Genomic DNA, 17,272 nt, shown 5'->3' on the forward strand with positions numbered 1-17,272 from the left:
CGAGGGGCGGGACGGACGGCGCGATGGACCCCGAAACAAGTTCAGGGTGACGGACGTGGGATGACGAAAGCGGGCAAGTACAACGGTATCGAAACACCGTGATTTCGAAATTCCGCTCAGGCTGAGCCTGTCGAAGCCCCCCGCTAAACCACCCCCTGACACATCGCTCATTTGAGCCGCGCGCCGTCATGCGCTAGCTGGGGTGCATGTCCGACGAATCTCCCGCAGACCGCTTCAAGTCCGTCCTCACCGGCGCCTCGCGCGCCATCGCGCAGGAGACGGAGGTGGAGGTCAACTGGACGTCCGACGCGCCCAGTTCCACCGGCACCACCTTCCGCGTGCCGATGCCCGGCCGCAGCCTGCCACGCGCAGCCGCCATGCAGGCCCGTGGCTATGCCGACAGTTTCGCGCTGAAACTGCGCCACCACGACGACAAGCTGCACATGCGCAAGGCTCCTTCCGAGCCATCGGCGCGCGCTGCCTACGATGCGGTCGAGGCGGTGCGCTACGAGGCGCTGGGCGCCAACGCCTATGCCGGCATGGCCGATAACCTCGACGCGGCACTGATGGCGCGTATCGCGTCGGACCCGATTTCCCGCGCCGATACGCCTGACGCAGTGCCGATCCCGACCGCACTGGCGCTGCTGCTGCGCGAGAAGCTGACCGGCCAGCCGATCCCCGAGATTGCCGTCCCCGGTGTCGACATGGTCCGCAAATGGATCGAGCAGAAGGCCGGCAAGGACTTCGATGCGCTGGCCAGTTCGCTGGAGGACCAGCGCGCTTTCCAGTCGCTTTCGCTCGACATGCTCCAGCACCTGGAATTGACCCGCTCCGAGGAAGTCCCACAGGAACCCAACGAAGCCGACGATATGGACGGCGACGAGGAGACCGAGGAGCAGGAGGACGGCGGCGAGCAGGGTCAGGACCAGAACCCAGCCGAAATGGCCGCCGAACCCGCATCCGGCGAGGATGAAGGCGAAAGCGAATCGGAGGGCGAAACGTCCGACGACATGGAGGAAGGCGAGGAGGGACAGGAAGGGGACGAGGGGATGCTCCCCGTGCGTCCCAACCGCCCCTGGACCGACATTCCCGACAGTTTCGACTACAAGGTCTTCACCGAGGCCTTCGACGAAGTCGTCGGTGCATCGGACTTGTGCGACGAGGAAGAACTCACCCGCCTGCGCGCTTATCTCGATGCGCAGCTCAAGGGGCTGCAGGGCGTGGTGACGCGCCTTGCCAACCGCCTGCAGCGCCGCCTGATGGCACAGCAGAACCGGTCGTGGGATTTCGACCAGGAAGAAGGCCTGATCGATGCCGCCAGGCTGGCGCGCGTGGTCGTTTCGCCGGGGCAGTCGCTGTCCTACAAGGTTGAGCGCGATGTCGAGTTCAAGGACACCGTCGTCACCCTGCTGCTCGACAATTCCGGCTCGATGCGCGGACGCCCGATCTCGATCGCCGCGATCAGCGCCGACGTTCTCGCGCGCACGCTGGAGCGCTGCGGCGTCAAGGTCGAGATCCTGGGCTTCACCACCCGCGCCTGGAAGGGCGGACAGGGCCGCGAGGCCTGGCTTGCCAGCGGCAAGCCCGCGCATCCTGGCCGCCTCAACGATTTGCGCCACATCGTCTACAAGAAGGCTGACGAGCCGTGGCGCCGGGCCAAAAAGAACCTCGGCCTGATGATGCGCGAAGGCCTGCTGAAGGAAAACATCGACGGCGAGGCGCTGCTGTGGGCGCATAGCCGGATGCTCGCCCGGCAGGAGGACCGCCGCATTCTGATGGTCATCTCCGACGGCGCGCCGGTGGACGATTCCACTCTCTCGGTGAATTCCGCCGGTTACCTCGAAGCGCACCTGCGCCGGGTGATCGAATGGATCGAATCGAAGTCGCCGGTCCAGCTTGTCGCCATCGGCATCGGCCACGACGTAACCCGCTACTACCGCCGCGCCGTGACGATCATGGACGCCGAACAACTCGGCGGCACGATGATCGAACAACTGGCCGGATTGTTCGAGGAGGAGTGAGCGGCGGCGCGGCTTGACTGCGCCGCTTCGCCGCTTATGCGCCTAGGCCTATGACCGACGCATCGAACCTGACGCTGTTCAACAGCCTTACCCGCCAGCTTGAGCCGTTCCGGCCTGTTCATCAGGGCGAAGCGCGCGTCTATACCTGCGGGCCAACGGTCTACAACTATCCCCACATCGGCAACATGCGCGCCTACGTCTTCGCCGATGTGCTGGGGCGGACACTGAGCCACAAGGGCTACAAGCTCACCCACGTCATCAACATCACCGACGTCGGCCACCTGACCGACGACGCTGATGCCGGCGAGGACAAGATGGAGAAGATGGCGCGCGTGGCTGCGCAGTCGATCTGGGACATCGCGGCGCACTACACACAGGCTTACTGGGCCGACATCGCCGCGCTCAATATCCGGCAGCCTGCGAAGTGGTCAATCGCCACCGATTACGTGCCGCAGATGATCGAATTTGCCGAGAAGATCGCGCCAAACCACTGCTACGAAATCGAAAGTGGCCTTTACTTCGACGTTTCGACCGTGGCCGACTACGGCCGCCTCGCCCGCGCGGTGACGGACGAGGGCGAGGGCCGCATCGAGGCCGTCGACGGCAAGCGCAACGCCGCCGACTTCGCGATCTGGCGCAAGACGCCGCCGGGTGAGAAGCGCCAGATGGAGTGGGATTCGCCTTGGGGTGCGGGCGCTCCCGGCTGGCACCTGGAATGCTCGGTGATGAGCGGCGACCTGCTAGGCTTTCCGTTCGACATCCACACCGGCGGCATCGATCACCGCGAAATCCACCACCCCAACGAGATCGCCCAGAACCAGGCATTCTGCTGCACGAATGGATTGGATGTTCCCGCAAATTCGGGCGCCAGAGTGTGGATGCACAACAATTTTCTCGTCGAACGCTCCGGCAAGATGAGCAAGTCTTCGGGCGAGTTCCTGCGCCTGCAACTGCTGATCGACAAGGGCTATCACCCGTTGGGCTACCGCATGATGTGCCTTCAGGCGCATTACCGCAGCGAGCTGGAGTTCAGCTGGGAAGGCCTTGCCGCCGCGCTCGTGCGCCTCAAGCGCATGATTATCGTGGCCGAGCGCCTCGCCGATGTGGAAGCGGTCGATGGGTCGGCGGCGTTCGGGAATCCCAAGCTGGCGCCAATGCTCGAAACGTTCGAGAAGGCGATCGGCGAGGATCTCAACACGGCCATAGCGCTGACTGCGTTGGAGGAGGTGCTTGCCGCAAAGAAGGTTGATCCTTCGGCCAAGCGCGCGGTTGTCGAGGCGATGGACGCGGTGCTGGGCCTGGACCTGTTCAGCACTTCGCGCGCCGACCTTCGCTTGCGTCCCAAGACGGCAGCGATCGCTGAAGCGGAGATCGACGACGTGCTGGCCCGCCGCAGGCAGGCCCGTGCCGAGAAGGACTTCGCGACTTCCGATGCCCTGCGCGATGAACTTGCCGCCAAGGGCGTCGAGGCGATGGACGGCGATCCGCTCGGCTGGGAGTGGAAGCTGGGCTGAAAGTTCTCGGCGCTGCGATGCGCAGGGCGGCAACGCTGATGCAAAACCCGCTCTTGTAACCGCCGGTTACCGCGCCGAGTTTGGGTCTTTGCCGTCCAGCGGAGCTGCCCATGACCGTCGCCGTTCTCAACGCCCTTTCGCGCCCGTTGCTTGAGGGCAAGCTGCCTGAGGGCGTCGAGCCTTTGTGGTTCAGCGACACCGACGAACTCATGGCGCTGGCGCCGCGCGCGCAAGTGGCATGGCTGGACATGATAAAACCGCCAGTGGCCGCCGAGGCGATTTCGCTGATGGAAGGCCTGAAGTGGTACAATGCCATGTCCTCGGGCGTCGACTGGCTGCCGCTGCCTATTTTGCGCGCGCGCGGTGTGGCCCTCACCAACGGCGCGGGCATTCATGCGCAGACGGTTTCCGAATACGCGGTCATGGGAATGCTGACGATGGCCAAGGGCTGGCGCGAGGTCGTGCGGGCGCAGGATCGTCACGAATGGTTGATGGAACCTCCTGGCAAGCGTGAATTGCTGGATGCCGAAGTGCTGGTGATCGGCGCAGGTGAGATCGGCTCGCGCATTGCCGAAATGCTGCGGGTTTTCGGGGCCAAGGTCACCAGCGCGCGCCGCCGTCCCGGTCCCGGCGACCTTGGCCAGAACGAGTGGCAGGGCGCTCTGGGCAGGTTCGACTGGGTGATCCTGATAGTGCCCTCCACGCCGGAAACCACCGGCATGTTCGGCGCGGACCAGTTCGCCGCGATGAAGCCGGGTGCGAGCCTGCTCAACTTCGCGCGCGGCACCGTCCTCGATCAGGATGCGCTGCTGGCGGCGATCGATTCGGGACATCTGGGCGGCGCGTTCCTCGACGTCACCACGCCTGAGCCGTTGCCGTCCGACCATCCGTTGTGGTCGCGCCAGAATGTGCATATCTCGATGCACCTGTCGGGCCGCGCGCAGGATGCGCTGCTGGCGCGGGGCACGGCGCGGTTCCTCGGTAACCTCGAACGCTATTGCCGGGGTGAAGCGCTCGAACATCAAGTCGACCTTTCGCAAGGTTACTGATGCGACAATGCTGATCCCATCCGTCATTCTTCGGGTGTACGCGCGCGCCTGTTCCTATTAGTTTTGCCAGGAGGCTATCGAATTCATCAGGGAGATGCCCGAGGCAAATCGCGTATCAGCCTCGGGAGCAACCGGCCGCACGGTACAAGCCGGCAACGAAATGTGGGGAAAGCGGATTATGGCTGAAAGCGACAAGCGCAAGGCATCGGACTTGTTCATAGAATGTCTGGAGCAGGAAGGTGTCGAGTACATCTTCGGCGTTCCGGGAGAGGAAAACCTCGATTTTCTCGATTCGCTTTCCCGCTCCAAGCAGATCAAGCTGATCCTCACCCGGCATGAGCAGGGTGCCGGATTCATGGCTGCGACCTATGGGCGGCATACCGGCAAGGCGGGCGTGTGCCTTTCCACCCTGGGTCCGGGCGCGACGAACTTCGTGACGGCGGCCGCCTATGCGACGCTGGGCGGTATGCCGATGCTGATGATCACGGGCCAGAAGCCGATCAAGAAGTCCAAGCAGGGCCGTTTTCAGATCCTCGACGTGGTTTCGATGATGCAGCCGATCACGAAGTACGCGCACCAGATGGCGTCCTCGGATAACATCCCCAGCCGCGTGCGTGAGGCGTTCCGCATTGCGGAGGAAGAAAAGCCGGGCGCCACTCATATTGAACTGCCCGAGGATATCGCAGACGAACACACCGACTCGCGCCCTGTGCCGCGCTCGATCGTGCGCCGACCCACGGCGGACGTGAAGTCGATCGTTCAGGCGGTCGACGCGCTGCAGAAGGCGAAGCGGCCCGTGCTGGTCATCGGCGCCGGCGCCAACCGGAAGATGACCAGCAAGATGCTCGGCGAATTTGTCGAGAAGACCGGCATCCCGTTCCTCACCACACAGCTGGGGAAGGGCGTGATCGATGAGCGTCACCCCAAATTCCTCGGCTGCGCCGCGCTGTCGGCCGGCGATTTCGTGCACCGCGCGATCGAGGATGCCGACTGCATCGTCAATATCGGGCATGATGTGATCGAGAAGCCGCCTTTCTTCATGACCAACGACGGCACCCGCGACGACCGGACCGTCATCCACGTCTCGACCAAGACGGCCGAGGTCGATCCCGTCTACTTCCCGCATATCGAAGTGATCGGCGATATCGCCAATGCCATGTGGCAGATCAAGGAAGCCATCACCCCGTCCGAAAAGTGGAGCTTCGACGCGATGCTGCGCTACCGCCAGGCCGAGGTGGAGCACACTGCAAAGCTGGCCGCCGACGAGCGTTTCCCGATCTTCCCGCCGCATGCGGTCCAGCAGGTGCGCGATGCGCTGCCCGACGATGCGATCATCTGCCTAGACAACGGGATCTACAAGATCTGGTTCGCGCGCGGCTACAGCGCGCGCGGCCCGAACACGGTGCTGCTCGACAATGCGCTGGCGACGATGGGAGCCGGGCTGCCCTCGGCCATGGCAAGCGCGATGGTCTATCCGGGGCGCAAGGTGCTGGCGGTGTGCGGTGATGGCGGCTTCATGATGAACAGCCAGGAAGTGGAGACGGCGGTTCGCCTCGGTCTCGACCTGACGGTGTTGATCCTGAACGACAATGCCTATGGCATGATCCGCTGGAAGCAGGCGAACATGGGATTTGCCGACTTCGGCCTGTCCTACGGCAATCCCGATTTTGTGAAGTACGCCGAGGCTTACGGCGCCAACGGGTACCGCGTGGAAAGCTCGGGGCACCTGCAGGAACTGCTCGTCCATTGCCGCGATACGCCGGGCGTGCACATCATCGACTGCCCGGTCGATTATTCCGAGAACGACAGCATCCTCAATACCGAGATCAAGGAAATGTCCCGGGCCCTCTGAGAATTTGCATCGCTTGTAGAAACAAGGCCCGTCATCTGTTTGGGGATGACGGGCCTTTTTTCGTACTCGCGCCCTGATCGGCGTTTTTTCAGCAGTCTTCCAGAAGTAGCAACTGCGCCTCCACCGTCATGCGCGGTTGCGGAGAGACGTGGTGTTCCACCGCGATCACTGAGGCGTCGGCCACAATCTGGCCGGCTATGGTGAACTCATGCTCGGGCAGGGCGGCAACATAGTCCTCGCCCTGCACTATCCCATCGACGCCATGGAATTCGAGCACCACGACGTGGCGTGATCCGGTGAAGGTCGCGCTCGACCACGCTTTTTCGGTGTGGAGCAGGAACTGCGCGGACCCACCGGCCAACTGCAGCATTTCCGCCAATAGCCGCAGCCATGGGCCGCGCTGGGAGCGGGCAGGTGCGGCGGGCGTTTCGTCGCCTTGGCGCAGGTCGTGGGAAGCGGGGGTGGGAAGGGCATCACAGGGCATGGCGGTCCTCGATCGATCGGGTTTGATAGGTGTTCATGAACTGCTCGACGCGGGCGGCTGTCTGGTCGCGAGGCAGGCGGCCATTGCGCAGATCGGCCACAAAACGCGGGTCTTGGGCGGCCAGGCGACCGAACTTGGTCCAGGGCATCTTGGTTTCGCGCAGGAAGCGCTCGATCTTGCGCAGGAGCATCCTGGCAGGTCCTTTCTGTGGGATTCGTCTTTCTGTTCCCATTATGTTCCATTCGAAATCCTACTTGTCTAGGAAATTTCCTACGAGTATGGTTACAAGATGGAAATTGATCCTGCCCGCCGCCGCTTGCTGGAACTGGCTGACGAACGCCGGGTCAGCTTGACGCGGCTTTCGCAAATGCTCGGGAAAAACCCGAGCTATCTTCAACAATTTGTACGCAAGGGCAGTCCCCGGCGGTTGGAAGAGCAGGATCGTGGAATGCTCGCCCGGTTCTTCGGGGTCGGCGAAGACGAACTGGGCCGGATGAGGGATAATTCCTACGCCATTGCCGACACGTCGAGGAAATCGGACTGGATCGATGTGCCGCGCCTGGCCATCGGTGCCTCGGCTGGGCCAGGCTCTCTCGCGGAAGGGGAAGCGGCTTTCGATACCATCCGTTTCTCGAGTCGCTGGCTGCGCACGATGGGGCTCCAGCCGGGCCATCTGTCGACCATCGTCGTGAGCGGCGATTCGATGGAGCCGACCTTGCGCGACGGCGACGAGATCTTAGTGGATCGTGCGCTACGGCCTCGGCGTGACGGGATTCACGTCGTGCGTTTAGGGGAAAGTTTGCTGGTCAAGCGGCTCGACACTGCCCGTTCCGGCGTGATCGTGTTGATCAGCGACAACGCTGCTTATCCACCGGTCGAATGTGCGCCGCAGGATGTGGAGGTCATCGGCCGGGTCGTGTGGAAGGGCGGAAGAATTTAGCGTGGTTGCAATCGTGCGGAGGTACGGCCATTTTTGCCGGCATGACCCAAAACACCGATACGGCCGTCCAGCAGGCCCCCGTCCAGCAAGCCATGCGCGTGGGCATTATTCCCGTGACCCCGCTCCAGCAGAACTGCTCGCTTTTGTGGTGCACGGCTACCATGCGCGGCGCGCTTGTCGATCCGGGGGGCGATCTGCCGAAGCTGAAGCAGGCTATCGAGAAGACAGGCGTCACAATCGAGAAGATTCTCGTCACGCATGGTCATCTCGATCACTGCGGCCAGGCGGGAGTGCTCGCCAAGGAACTCGGCGTCCCGATCGAAGGGCCGCACGAGGAAGACCGATTCTGGATCGCCCAGCTGACCGATGACGGCCCCCGCTGGAATATGGAGGCGCATACTTTCGAGCCCGACCGTTGGCTGGAAGACGGCGACAAGGTGACCGTTGGCGAACTGGAACTCGACGTCGTCCACTGCCCGGGTCATACGCCGGGGCACGTCGTATTCCACCATGCGCCAAGCCGTTTCGCGATGGTCGGCGATGTCTTGTTTCGGGGCGGCATCGGCCGCTGGGATTTTCCGCGCGGGAATCTGGAAGACCTAGTCGATTCGATTACGCAGAAGCTCTGGCCGCTGGGCGATGATGTGACCTTCGTGCCCGGGCATGGCCCCGTCAGTACCTTCGGGCAGGAACGCCGGACGAATCCCTATGTCAGCGATGATGCGCTCGATGGCCGCCGACCGGGACAGGGCCTTTACGGATGACGTTTACCGGACTTCAGAAGTGCCCCAGCGCGATCAGCACGGCTATTGCCGACAGGCCGAGCAGTACCAGCACGGTAGTGATGAAGCCGATTGCGCGCAGCGGCGATTGCTCGGCCTTGTCCATCCCGAAGGCATGGGCGATGCGCGCGAGCATATAGAGCGAGCCGACGACCTCGAGCCAGGTGCCGCCTTTGCCCGTCATTTCGATCGCGGCGACAAGAATCAGCACGAAAGGCGTATTCTCCACGTAGTTCGAATGTGCGCGCATGCGCTGCAGGAGAATCGGGTTACCGCCATCGCCGTGCCATACTTTGCTGCCAATGCGGACCTTGCCGGTACGCACTGCAAGCCAGAAGTTTAGTACGGCTGCCGCTGCCGCAAGGCTCAGGGTGGTTTGAAGAATCATCTCGCGGTACTCCGGGTAGGCCTGCTGTTGGCTGGGCTCGTTCGTGGTTGTCATGAGCGAGGGAGTAACGGGTTGCAACTCGCCTGAAATGAGGTATAGGCGCGCCTTCGCAAGCCGCCATGTCCGACTTCGGCCATTGGCGGCGTTTTTTACAGAACAGCAGTTCCAGGAACAGGTGCCGAAATGGCTGTCCCTAAAAGAAAAGTTTCCCCTTCACGCCGCGGTATGCGTCGTAGCCATGACGCGCTTACGGTCGCAGCATTCCATGAATGCTCGAACTGCGGTGAACTGAAGCGTCCGCACAACCTGTGCGGTGCTTGCGGTCACTACAACGGTCGTGAAATCGTCGCGGTCGAAGTTTAAAGACACCTGACGAATTTCGGAGAGAGCCCATGAGTTTGCCGCGTATCGCCATTGACGCGATGGGCGGTGACGAGGGCGTGCGTGTCATGATCGATGGCGCCGCACTCGCGCGCCGCCGGCACGACCGCTTCAAGTTCCTGCTTGTGGGCGATGAGACGCGGATCAAATCCGCGCTCGAATCGCATCCCAACTTGCGGGCCAGCTCCGAGATCCTTCACACCGAAGGCGTCATCAGCGGCGAGGAAAAGCCGAGCCAGGCCTTGCGGCGTGCCAAGGGCACGTCGATGGGCAAGGCCATCGAAGCGGTAAAGCTCGGCCATGCCGGCGCGGCCGTCAGCGCTGGTAATACCGGCGCGTTGATGGCGATCGCAAAGCTTTCACTGCGCACGATGCCTGGCATTGATCGCCCCGCGCTTGCAGCCCTGCTGCCGACTCTGGGCGACAACGATGTCGTTATGCTCGACCTTGGTGCCAACACCGAGTGCGACAGCCGTAACCTGGTTCAGTTCGCGGTCATGGGCGCTGCCTATGCCCGCGTGGCGACCGGGCGCGAGCAGCCGCGCGTGCGTTTGCTCAACATCGGCAGTGAAGAGATCAAGGGCACTGATGAGGTGCGCGACGCCGTAGCCATTCTCAGGGGTGCAGCCAGCGATCTGTCGATGTCGTTCGACGGCTTTACCGAGGCGGACAAGATTTGCCGCGGCGAAGTCGACGTCGTCGTCACCGATGGGTTCTCCGGCAATGTCGCCCTTAAAGCGGTCGAGGGCACGGCGCGTTTTGTGGCGGACCTGCTGAAGCGCGGCTTCTCCAGTTCGCTGCGTTCAAAGATCGGCTTCCTGATCTCGAGACCGGCGACCGAACTGCTCAAGCACCATCTCGACCCCAACAATCACAACGGCGCGGTATTCCTTGGCCTCAACGGAATTGTGGTGAAGAGCCATGGCAGCGCCAACGCTGCCGGAGTGGCCAATGCCGTGGCGGTCACCGCCCGGCTCCTGGAGGAAAACGTGACCGAGCGCATCACCGCCGACCTAGCCCGCCTGGGAGGGTCGACCTTGCGTATGCCGCGTGTCCAGGAAGAAAGCGCCTGATGCTACGTTCGGTAATGATAGGGACGGGTTCGGCGCTTCCGCGCCAGGCGGTCAGCAACGCCGATCTCGCAACGCGGGTCGACACTACCGACGAGTGGATCGTCGAACGCACCGGCATCACCAACCGCTACATCGCCGCGCCGGACGAAACCACGTCCAGCCTCGCCACCGAGGCAGGCCTCAAGGCCATAGAGGCAGCGGGGATCGATGCGGCATCGATCGACCTGATCGTGCTGGCCACCGCGACACCTGATCAGACGTTCCCCGCCAGCGCCACAATCGTACAGAGCAACCTGGGCTGCCGCGCGGGCGGGATCGCTTTCGACGTTGCCGCCGTTTGCTCCGGGTTCCTCTATGCCGTCGGCGTAGCCGATTCGATGTTGCGCACGGGAATGGCCAAGCGCGCGCTGGTAATCGGCGCGGAAACCTTCAGCCGCATCCTCGATTGGGAAGATCGCACGACTTGCGTTCTTTTTGGCGACGGTGCCGGTGCGGTTGTTCTCGAAGCGCAGGACCAAGACGGTGAAAACCCCCGGGGCATCCTCGCCACCCGTCTCCATGCCGATGGCGCGCACAACCAGTTGCTCTTCGTCGACGGCGGTCCTTCGACCACCGGGACAGTCGGCAAGCTTCGCATGAAGGGCCGCGAGGTTTTTAGGCACGCTGTCGTCAACCTTGCTCAAGTTCTACGAGAAGTGCTTGATGAAGTTGGACTTTCTACCGACGACATCGACTGGCTGGTGCCGCATCAGGCCAATGCGCGCATTCTCGATGCTACCGCCAGGAAGCTCAACATGCCGGCCGAGAAGGTCGTCATGACAGTGGGGCAGCACGCCAATACCTCTGCCGCTTCGGTTCCTCTCGCTCTGGACCAGGCAGTCCGTGACGGGCGGATTAAAGCCGGCGATCTGGTCATGCTTGAGGCCATGGGTGGCGGATTTACGTGGGGTGCGAGCCTGATTCGGGTCTAATGGTTGCCTGAATTTGCCCAGTTGCGTTCAATATTGGACGCAGCATTGCTTTCTTCGTGGTTTTTCATATTATCACTGCATCAGCGCACGAAGGGGATGCGGGCTTGATGCGCTCAACAGATACTTTGACCAGGGCAGAAATCGCCGAGGCCATTCACAAGAAACTGGGCATATCCAGGGCGGAGTCGCTTGCCATGGTGGAGTCGATCCTCCAGCAGATGTGCTCGGCCCTCAGCAGCGGCGAGAACGTCAAGATCTCGGGCTTCGGGACTTTCCTGCTTCGCGATAAAGGCGAACGGGTCGGTCGCAATCCCAAGACGGGCGTGGAAGTGCCGATCACGCCAAGGCGCGTGATGACGTTCCGGGCCAGTCAAATGCTGAAGGACCGTATCGCCCAGGATTGAAGGGAGAACCCTTCGGGATAAGGCAGGTATGAGCGTTTCAGACATCAACTCCGACCCGGTTGCCCACAAGGCGATCTACGGCTCGACGCCGTTGTTCGAAGATGGCAAGGACCCGGAAGCGCTGCGCACCATTGGCGAGGTGGGCAAGGCGCTCGGAATTCGTCCTCATGTCCTGCGGTATTGGGAAGAACAGTTTCCCGCTCTGAGTCCGATCAAGCGTAGCGGTTCGCGCCGGTATTACCGGCCTGAGGACGTGGCGTTGATTGCCCAGATCGACCATCTCGTCCACCGCGAGGGCTACACGCTACGCGGCGCCGAGAAGGTGATTGCGGACCAGGTATTGCAGCCTAATGCAAGTATTTCGGAAGCAGTTCCTGAAATTGCAGCCATGTCGGGCGACGAAGAGTTCTTCGGAAAACTTGCCGCGATTCGCGCTGCTCTCGCAGCGGGGCTGGCAGCAGCCTGAGCGGCGCGCCCGTCAGCCTGTCATGCGGGCAAGTGCTGACCCGCTGCATGCCGCCATATCCAACCGACCCATTGATCTGTATGCGCCGTGGATGCCTGGGGCGGCAGGGGGTGCGGTGCGCAATAGCGCGCGGGCATCGCCGGGCCGCCTGCCGGTCCTTTCCCCGCTGGCCGGGGTCGAAAAAGAAAGTCGCTGCCGCAGTCTCATGGAAGTGAATGTTCCCACTCTCGCCGATCTTGGCTGGAAGCCGGTTTTCAGCACTCAGGTGTCGGCCGAGGAAGACCAGCAGTGCCAGCCGGTTCGCGTCATGGCCGTCCATCGCGGCATGATCGCGGTCGCGGGCGAGGGGCTGGAGGCGATGATTTCACCCCGCATTTCCAATTCTCAGGGCGAGGAAGATCGTCCGACGGTTGGCGATTGGCTGCTTATCGACCGCGATAGCCAGGAAGTGATGCGTATCCTGACCCGCGTGAACCTGTTCAAGCGTCCGGCCCCGGGGCATGGGCGCAGCATCCAGCTCATCGCTGCCAATGTCGACACGCTGTTCATCGTTGCATCCTGCAACCAGGATTTCAGTGTTCCGAGGCTGGAGCGTTATCTGGTCCTTGCGCGCGAAGTTGGGGTGACGCCGGTCGTGGTGCTCACCAAGATCGATCTTACCAACGATCCTGAAGCGTTTCGTGAGGCCGCGTGCGAATTGCAGCCGGGCCTTCAGGTCGAACTCGTCAACGCGCGCGATCCCGCCAGTGTGGCCCGCCTTGCGGGGCGCTGCGGCCTTGGCGAGACGGTTGCGCTGCTGGGCTCGTCAGGTGTGGGCAAGTCGACGCTGGTTAACACGCTGCGCGGTTCGGACAGCATTCTCACCCAGGCGGTACGCGAAATCGACGGCAAGGGGAGGCATACGACCACCGTGCGCGAGATGCACCGGCTGGATCAGGGGGGGTGGCTTATGGACACCCCCGGCATGCGCGAATTCCAGATTTCGGATGCCACCTCGGGCATTGCGGAGGTGTTCGACGATATCGTCGCCCTGACGCTGGAATGCCGCTTTACGAACTGCGGTCACGAGGCCGAGCCGGGGTGCGCCATTCAGGCCGCCATGGCGCAGGGCACGCTGACACTCACCCGCCTTGAGCGATGGCGCAAGCTGTCTGCCGAGGACATCGTCAATACCGACAGCCTGGCGGAGCGGCGCAGCCGCACGCGCGGCGCCGGAAAAAGGAAGTAACGTATGGCCGATCTATATCTCAAGGCTCTGGAATCCGAGCGCAAGAGCCTGTGGGCCGCCTGCCGCCTGAAGGGCCTAGCCAAGGGCACGCCTGAGCGGCTGAGGATCGAGGAACTGGACAAGCTGCTGGCTGAGCACAAGGCCAAGAAGGCGGGTTGATCCCCGCCTGTTCAGTCGTTCAGGTCAGGTCCCAGCGAGGCGTCCAGATCGCGCGGGCGGACCAGATGGACAAGTCGCCCGCAGTTTTCAGCCAGATCGGCCCAGTTCTCGATATCGAGCTGGATCACGGCGTAGGCGGCGGTGGGGAACTTGTCCTCCACCACGTCGCGCAGCGGGTTTGAGCCGTCATCTGGCACCAGGTCGAAGATCAGGTCTTCCAGACCCGGATTGTGGCCCACCAGCATGATGGAGCGGGGATCGCCGTCCTGCTCACGCAGCACTTCGATCAGCGTCGCCGAATTGGCGAGGTAGATGCGCCGGTCCCAGGTGATCGGCGGGGTTTCGCCTGCGGCTTCTCCGGCTAGTTCGATGGTCTGGGTCACGCGCACGGCGGGGGATGCGAGAATGCGCTTCCAGCCCACCAGGTTCTCGAGTCCATAATCGCGGATATGCTTGCCCATGACGCCCGCGCCAACCCGGCCACGCTTGTTGAGTGGCCGGTCGAAATCACGCAGGCGCGCATCGTTCCAGTCCGATTTGGCGTGGCGGAAAATGCCCAGGGTTTTCATGATTGCGAACCAGTTCCTGCAGGCGAGGGATCAGATCAGCGGCCGCGTGTCTTCGGCCGGGACCGCCGGTGACCCTGAAGCATGGGCGACCACGCGATGTAAAGCCTCCTCCAGCGAAATACGCCGGATCGGGGTGCCTTGCGGGAAGGCGAAGAGCAGGCGTGAGGGGAACGCAGGGGACAGCACCACGAAATGGCCATGGTCCTCGCGGCTGCGAATCAGACGCCCGAAGGCCTGCGCCAGCTTCGCGCGGATGAGGGAATCGTCGTATGCGCTACCTCCGTTCGCCAGTCGCCGTGCGCGGTGGAGGATCGAAGGGCGCGGCCAGGGCACCTGTTCCATAACCACCAGGCGCAGCGAATGGCCGGGCACGTCCACCCCGTCACGCAAGGCATCGGTGCCCAGCAGCGAGGCGGCGGGATCGTCGCGGAAGATGTCGACCAGCGTGCCAGTATCGATCGGGTCGACATGCTGGGCGTAAAGCGGCAATCCGCCGCGCGCGAGACGATCGGCGATGCGGCCGTGGACTGCGCGCAGGCGGCGGATCGCGGTGAACAGGCCCAGCGCGCCGCCCTGCGATGCCTCGATAAGGCGGCCGTAAGCCCCCGCTAAAGCCGGGATATCGCCCTTGGGTACATCGGTGACGATCAGCACTTCGGCCTGCGCGGCATAGTCGAACGGGCTCTGGTGCGCGGAGAGGCGCGGCGCCACGTCGATCTGCGCCGCGCCCGATTTGGCCACGGCCTTGTCCCAGTTCTCCCCGTCGCGCAGCGTGGCCGAAGTCAGCATCACGCCGTGCGCCGGTTCGAGCACGACTTTGGCGAAAGGCTTCATCGGGTCGAGCCAGCGGCGGTGGATGCCGATGTCGTATTCGCGCGCCTCGGACCGGTCCACCGCCAGCCAGTCGACGAATTCGGGATCGGCCGCGCCGCCCAGCCGGTTGAGCAGCGATTCCCACGCGGCAAGGGTATCGATGCGCCATGTCAGCGAATGGCGGGCACCTTCCAGCCGCGCGCGGCCGGGGCCGTCGAGCCAGTCCGGCGGTTCTTCCAGCAACGCTTCCAGCCTCATGCCGAGCCGGATCAGCGGTTGGCGCAGTTCCACCAGCGCCATGCGCGCGGCCTGCGATACTTCGACGAAAGCGCCCTCCAGCCCGGCCGCCTCGGTTTCCAGCGCATAGCCGGCGTCCTGACCGCCGCTTTCGTCGCGGGCGTAGACGGTGGCGCGCACCGCCGAGAGCAGTTCCTCCAGCGGGCCAGAGGCGGCGTTTTCTGCCAGACGCTGCATCCAGCCGTCTCCCGGCAGGGCTTCTGCGGCAGCGCGTGCGTCGGTAATGGCCTTGCCGCCGACCTCATCATAGCTGGCGATGTCGGCAAGGCGCGCGGCAAGGCCCCGGCGGCGGCCGCGTGCGTTCTTTTCCGGGCCGATCACCCAGCGGCGCAGTTCGATCGCCTCGGCCCCAGTGAGGGCGGCGGCAAAGGTCGAATCGGCGGCATCGAAAACGTGGTGACCCTCGTCGAAGACGATGCGGGTGGGGCGCGAGGCAGGGTCGCGGCCGCGCGCGGCATTGACCATCACCAGCGCGTGGTTGCCGATCACCAGGTCGGCGCCGATGCTGGCGCGGGTGGCGCGCTCGATGAAGCATTTGCGGTAATGCGGGCAGCCGGCATAGACGCATTCGCCGCGCTGGTCGGTGAGCGAGGCGATGCCGCGCTGGCGAAAAAGGGTGCCCAGCCAGCCCGGCAGATCGCCGCCGATCATGTCACCGTCGCGGCTATAGGCGGCCCAGCGCGCCACCAACTGCGCCAGGATCGCCGCGCGGCCCTGATAGCCGCCTTGCAGCGCATCCTCCAGATTGAGCAGGCACAGGTAATTCTCGCGCCCCTTGCGCACCACGACCGGGCGGGTGCCGTCTGCGCGGCGTTCCGGCCATGCGCGGCGGCTTTCCTGTCGGAGCTGGCGTTGCAGCGCCTTGGTATAGGTGGAAACCCATACCGTGCCGCCGGACTGCTCGGTCCACAGCGAGGTGGGGGCGAGGTAGCCCAGCGTCTTGCCGATGCCGGTTCCGGCCTGTGCCAGCAGGACATGCGGGCGGCCCGAGCGTTCGCGCGGGGCGAAGGCGTGCGCGGCTTCGGCGGCGTAGGCGCGCTGGCCAGGGCGCTGCTCGGCGCTCGATCCGGTCAATTGCGCCAGCCGGGCCAGGACGGCCTCGTCTTCCAGAACGATCTGGCGGGGCTGCGCGGGTTCTGGGGTTTCCTCCCATTCGGGCAGGCGGGTGAACAGCCAGCGCTCGGCGCGTTCGGGGCGGCGGACGCGGGCGGATAGCAGGGTTGACCACGGCCAGCGCATCTTGGTGAGCGATTGCAGTGCAGTCCATGCGCCTTCACGCTCGGGCCACTGATCGTTCTCGCACATTTCGAGCAAGGCGCCTGCTGCTTCCTGAAGCAGGCGGGGGACGTCCGGGTCTCCGGTTGGCTCGGTCAGGCCCAGCGCATGGGCGAGGCCCTTGGGTGTGGGCACCACGAAGCGCGCCGGATGGATGAAGGCGTAAAGCTCCAGCAGGTCCAGCCCGGCCAGGTCGGGATAGCCAAGCCGCGTTGCCAGCAGCGGGGCGTTCAGGATCAGCTGCGGCGTGTCCGCAGCCACCGTCACGGCCTCGCCCTTGGAGATCGTGCGCGTCGAACCGCCATCGCGCCGCCAGCAACCGCTGTGACTGGCATGAAGTGCGGGAAGGGGCAGGGCGGCCATAAAGCTGTCTTAGGGACGGTGTGGCGCCTTGGGAACGGCGGGGGCGGGGATGCTCACGCAAAAATTACAGGCCGATACATTTTTGGCTCTTGCAAGAAATCATTCTAGATATATCTTAGATCCATCATGAGAAATGTGGAACGTCAAATGAGAAATGAAGACAACACACTGGAGCGCGGCCACGGACGTGGCCGCAGGGGCCGCAGGTTCGGTCATGGCCATGGCCATGGGTTTGACAGGGAG

18 protein-coding genes are annotated in these 17,272 nt (G+C 63.6%); 13 read left to right on the forward strand and 5 right to left on the reverse strand.

What is annotated here, in order from left to right; all coding sequences use genetic code 11:
* The first annotated feature begins 206 nt into the window (after positions 1-206).
* The 4 genes from cobT (at position 207) to V474_RS02810 (ending at position 6,436) form a co-directional block, all read left to right on the forward strand.
* Positions 207-2,021, forward strand: a complete 1,815-nt coding sequence (cobT, locus tag V474_RS02795) for a cobaltochelatase subunit CobT (RefSeq protein WP_059150013.1) — start codon at positions 207-209, stop codon at positions 2,019-2,021.
* Positions 2,022-2,071: 50 nt separating this feature from the next.
* Complete coding sequence (gene cysS / locus V474_RS02800; RefSeq protein WP_059150014.1) at positions 2,072-3,535, forward strand: cysteine--tRNA ligase; 1,464 nt, start codon at positions 2,072-2,074, stop codon at positions 3,533-3,535.
* A gap of 110 nt (positions 3,536-3,645) precedes the next feature.
* A complete protein-coding gene (locus V474_RS02805) occupies positions 3,646-4,584 on the forward strand; it encodes a D-2-hydroxyacid dehydrogenase (RefSeq protein WP_059150015.1) in 939 nt (312 codons plus the stop codon).
* A 178-nt stretch (positions 4,585-4,762) separates the two neighbouring features.
* Positions 4,763-6,436 carry an acetolactate synthase large subunit gene (locus tag V474_RS02810; RefSeq protein ID WP_059150016.1) on the forward strand — a complete coding sequence of 558 codons (1,674 nt, stop codon included), beginning with the start codon at positions 4,763-4,765 and terminating at the stop codon, positions 6,434-6,436.
* Positions 6,437-6,524: 88 nt separating this feature from the next.
* Here the strand turns inward: V474_RS02810 and V474_RS02815 are convergent, their stop codons facing one another.
* Positions 6,525-6,920: a hypothetical protein gene (locus V474_RS02815; RefSeq protein WP_236710534.1), complete on the reverse strand. Its 396-nt coding sequence runs from the start codon at positions 6,918-6,920 to the stop codon at positions 6,525-6,527.
* Positions 6,910-7,110 (reverse strand): hypothetical protein, encoded by a 201-nt coding sequence (locus V474_RS02820; RefSeq protein WP_059150017.1) that lies wholly within the window; start codon positions 7,108-7,110, stop codon positions 6,910-6,912. Before V474_RS02820 ends, V474_RS02815 begins: the two co-directional genes overlap by 11 nt.
* A gap of 99 nt (positions 7,111-7,209) precedes the next feature.
* Between V474_RS02820 and V474_RS02825 the strand changes: the two genes are divergently transcribed.
* Positions 7,210-7,860 carry a S24 family peptidase gene (locus tag V474_RS02825; protein ID WP_059150018.1) on the forward strand — a complete coding sequence of 217 codons (651 nt, stop codon included), beginning with the start codon at positions 7,210-7,212 and terminating at the stop codon, positions 7,858-7,860.
* Positions 7,861-7,901: 41 nt separating this feature from the next.
* Positions 7,902-8,624, forward strand: a complete 723-nt coding sequence (locus V474_RS02830; protein WP_059150019.1) for an MBL fold metallo-hydrolase — start codon at positions 7,902-7,904, stop codon at positions 8,622-8,624.
* Positions 8,625-8,637: 13 nt separating this feature from the next.
* Here V474_RS02830 and V474_RS02835 read toward each other — a convergent pair whose 3' ends face one another.
* The gene (locus V474_RS02835; protein WP_059150745.1) at positions 8,638-9,030 is read right to left on the reverse strand and encodes an MAPEG family protein; all 393 of its coding nucleotides are present in this window, start codon (positions 9,028-9,030) and stop codon (positions 8,638-8,640) included.
* A gap of 183 nt (positions 9,031-9,213) precedes the next feature.
* Here V474_RS02835 and rpmF point away from each other — a divergent pair, with 183 nt between their 5' ends.
* The 7 genes from rpmF to V474_RS26060 all read left to right on the forward strand — a co-directional run bounded on the left by rpmF (position 9,214) and on the right by V474_RS26060 (position 13,712).
* On the forward strand, positions 9,214-9,393 hold the full coding sequence (gene rpmF, locus V474_RS24760; protein ID WP_082057670.1) for a 50S ribosomal protein L32: 180 nt from the start codon (positions 9,214-9,216) through the stop codon (positions 9,391-9,393).
* A gap of 29 nt (positions 9,394-9,422) precedes the next feature.
* On the forward strand, positions 9,423-10,484 hold the full coding sequence (gene plsX, locus V474_RS02840; protein ID WP_059150020.1) for a phosphate acyltransferase PlsX: 1,062 nt from the start codon (positions 9,423-9,425) through the stop codon (positions 10,482-10,484).
* Positions 10,484-11,455, forward strand: coding sequence for a beta-ketoacyl-ACP synthase III (locus V474_RS02845; RefSeq protein WP_059150021.1), 972 nt, complete (start codon positions 10,484-10,486; stop codon positions 11,453-11,455). Before plsX ends, V474_RS02845 begins: the two co-directional genes overlap by 1 nt.
* Positions 11,456-11,562: 107 nt before the next feature.
* Entirely contained in the window at positions 11,563-11,859 is a 297-nt protein-coding gene (locus V474_RS02850; protein ID WP_059150022.1) for an integration host factor subunit alpha, read from the forward strand.
* A 28-nt stretch (positions 11,860-11,887) separates the two neighbouring features.
* The gene (locus V474_RS02855; protein WP_059150023.1) at positions 11,888-12,325 is read left to right on the forward strand and encodes a MerR family transcriptional regulator; all 438 of its coding nucleotides are present in this window, start codon (positions 11,888-11,890) and stop codon (positions 12,323-12,325) included.
* A 205-nt stretch (positions 12,326-12,530) separates the two neighbouring features.
* Entirely contained in the window at positions 12,531-13,553 is a 1,023-nt protein-coding gene (rsgA, locus tag V474_RS02860; protein WP_059150024.1) for a ribosome small subunit-dependent GTPase A, read from the forward strand.
* A 3-nt stretch (positions 13,554-13,556) separates the two neighbouring features.
* A complete protein-coding gene (locus V474_RS26060) occupies positions 13,557-13,712 on the forward strand; it encodes a hypothetical protein (protein WP_169794998.1) in 156 nt (51 codons plus the stop codon).
* A gap of 11 nt (positions 13,713-13,723) precedes the next feature.
* On the opposite strand, the gene V474_RS02865 is transcribed toward V474_RS26060, so the two are convergent.
* Positions 13,724-14,281, reverse strand: coding sequence for a SixA phosphatase family protein (locus V474_RS02865; RefSeq protein WP_059150025.1), 558 nt, complete (start codon positions 14,279-14,281; stop codon positions 13,724-13,726).
* Between the two features lie 30 nt (positions 14,282-14,311).
* The gene (locus tag V474_RS02870; RefSeq protein ID WP_059150026.1) at positions 14,312-17,029 is read right to left on the reverse strand and encodes an ATP-dependent DNA helicase; all 2,718 of its coding nucleotides are present in this window, start codon (positions 17,027-17,029) and stop codon (positions 14,312-14,314) included.
* Positions 17,030-17,272 lie beyond the last annotated feature (243 nt).

It is taken from the genome of Novosphingobium barchaimii LL02, from assembly GCF_001046635.1.
Lineage (GTDB): Bacteria > Pseudomonadota > Alphaproteobacteria > Sphingomonadales > Sphingomonadaceae > Novosphingobium > Novosphingobium barchaimii.

What these genes read in the sequence shown, in the direction of transcription:
- cobT (WP_059150013.1), top strand. Translation starts at nt 207, where the DNA reads ATGTCCGACGAATCTCCCGCAGACCGCTTCAAGTCCGTCCTCACCGGC.
- cysS (WP_059150014.1), top strand. Translation starts at nt 2,072, where the DNA reads ATGACCGACGCATCGAACCTGACGCTGTTCAACAGCCTTACCCGCCAG.
- V474_RS02805 (WP_059150015.1), top strand. Translation starts at nt 3,646, where the DNA reads ATGACCGTCGCCGTTCTCAACGCCCTTTCGCGCCCGTTGCTTGAGGGC.
- V474_RS02810 (WP_059150016.1), top strand. Translation starts at nt 4,763, where the DNA reads ATGGCTGAAAGCGACAAGCGCAAGGCATCGGACTTGTTCATAGAATGT.
- V474_RS02815 (WP_236710534.1), bottom strand. Translation starts at nt 6,920, where the DNA reads ATGCCCTGTGATGCCCTTCCCACCCCCGCTTCCCACGACCTGCGCCAA.
- V474_RS02820 (WP_059150017.1), bottom strand. Translation starts at nt 7,110, where the DNA reads ATGCTCCTGCGCAAGATCGAGCGCTTCCTGCGCGAAACCAAGATGCCC.
- V474_RS02825 (WP_059150018.1), top strand. Translation starts at nt 7,210, where the DNA reads ATGGAAATTGATCCTGCCCGCCGCCGCTTGCTGGAACTGGCTGACGAA.
- V474_RS02830 (WP_059150019.1), top strand. Translation starts at nt 7,902, where the DNA reads ATGACCCAAAACACCGATACGGCCGTCCAGCAGGCCCCCGTCCAGCAA.
- V474_RS02835 (WP_059150745.1), bottom strand. Translation starts at nt 9,030, where the DNA reads ATGATTCTTCAAACCACCCTGAGCCTTGCGGCAGCGGCAGCCGTACTA.
- rpmF (WP_082057670.1), top strand. Translation starts at nt 9,214, where the DNA reads ATGGCTGTCCCTAAAAGAAAAGTTTCCCCTTCACGCCGCGGTATGCGT.
- plsX (WP_059150020.1), top strand. Translation starts at nt 9,423, where the DNA reads ATGAGTTTGCCGCGTATCGCCATTGACGCGATGGGCGGTGACGAGGGC.
- V474_RS02845 (WP_059150021.1), top strand. Translation starts at nt 10,484, where the DNA reads ATGCTACGTTCGGTAATGATAGGGACGGGTTCGGCGCTTCCGCGCCAG.
- V474_RS02850 (WP_059150022.1), top strand. Translation starts at nt 11,563, where the DNA reads ATGCGCTCAACAGATACTTTGACCAGGGCAGAAATCGCCGAGGCCATT.
- V474_RS02855 (WP_059150023.1), top strand. Translation starts at nt 11,888, where the DNA reads ATGAGCGTTTCAGACATCAACTCCGACCCGGTTGCCCACAAGGCGATC.
- rsgA (WP_059150024.1), top strand. Translation starts at nt 12,531, where the DNA reads ATGGAAGTGAATGTTCCCACTCTCGCCGATCTTGGCTGGAAGCCGGTT.
- V474_RS26060 (WP_169794998.1), top strand. Translation starts at nt 13,557, where the DNA reads ATGGCCGATCTATATCTCAAGGCTCTGGAATCCGAGCGCAAGAGCCTG.
- V474_RS02865 (WP_059150025.1), bottom strand. Translation starts at nt 14,281, where the DNA reads ATGAAAACCCTGGGCATTTTCCGCCACGCCAAATCGGACTGGAACGAT.
- V474_RS02870 (WP_059150026.1), bottom strand. Translation starts at nt 17,029, where the DNA reads ATGGCCGCCCTGCCCCTTCCCGCACTTCATGCCAGTCACAGCGGTTGC.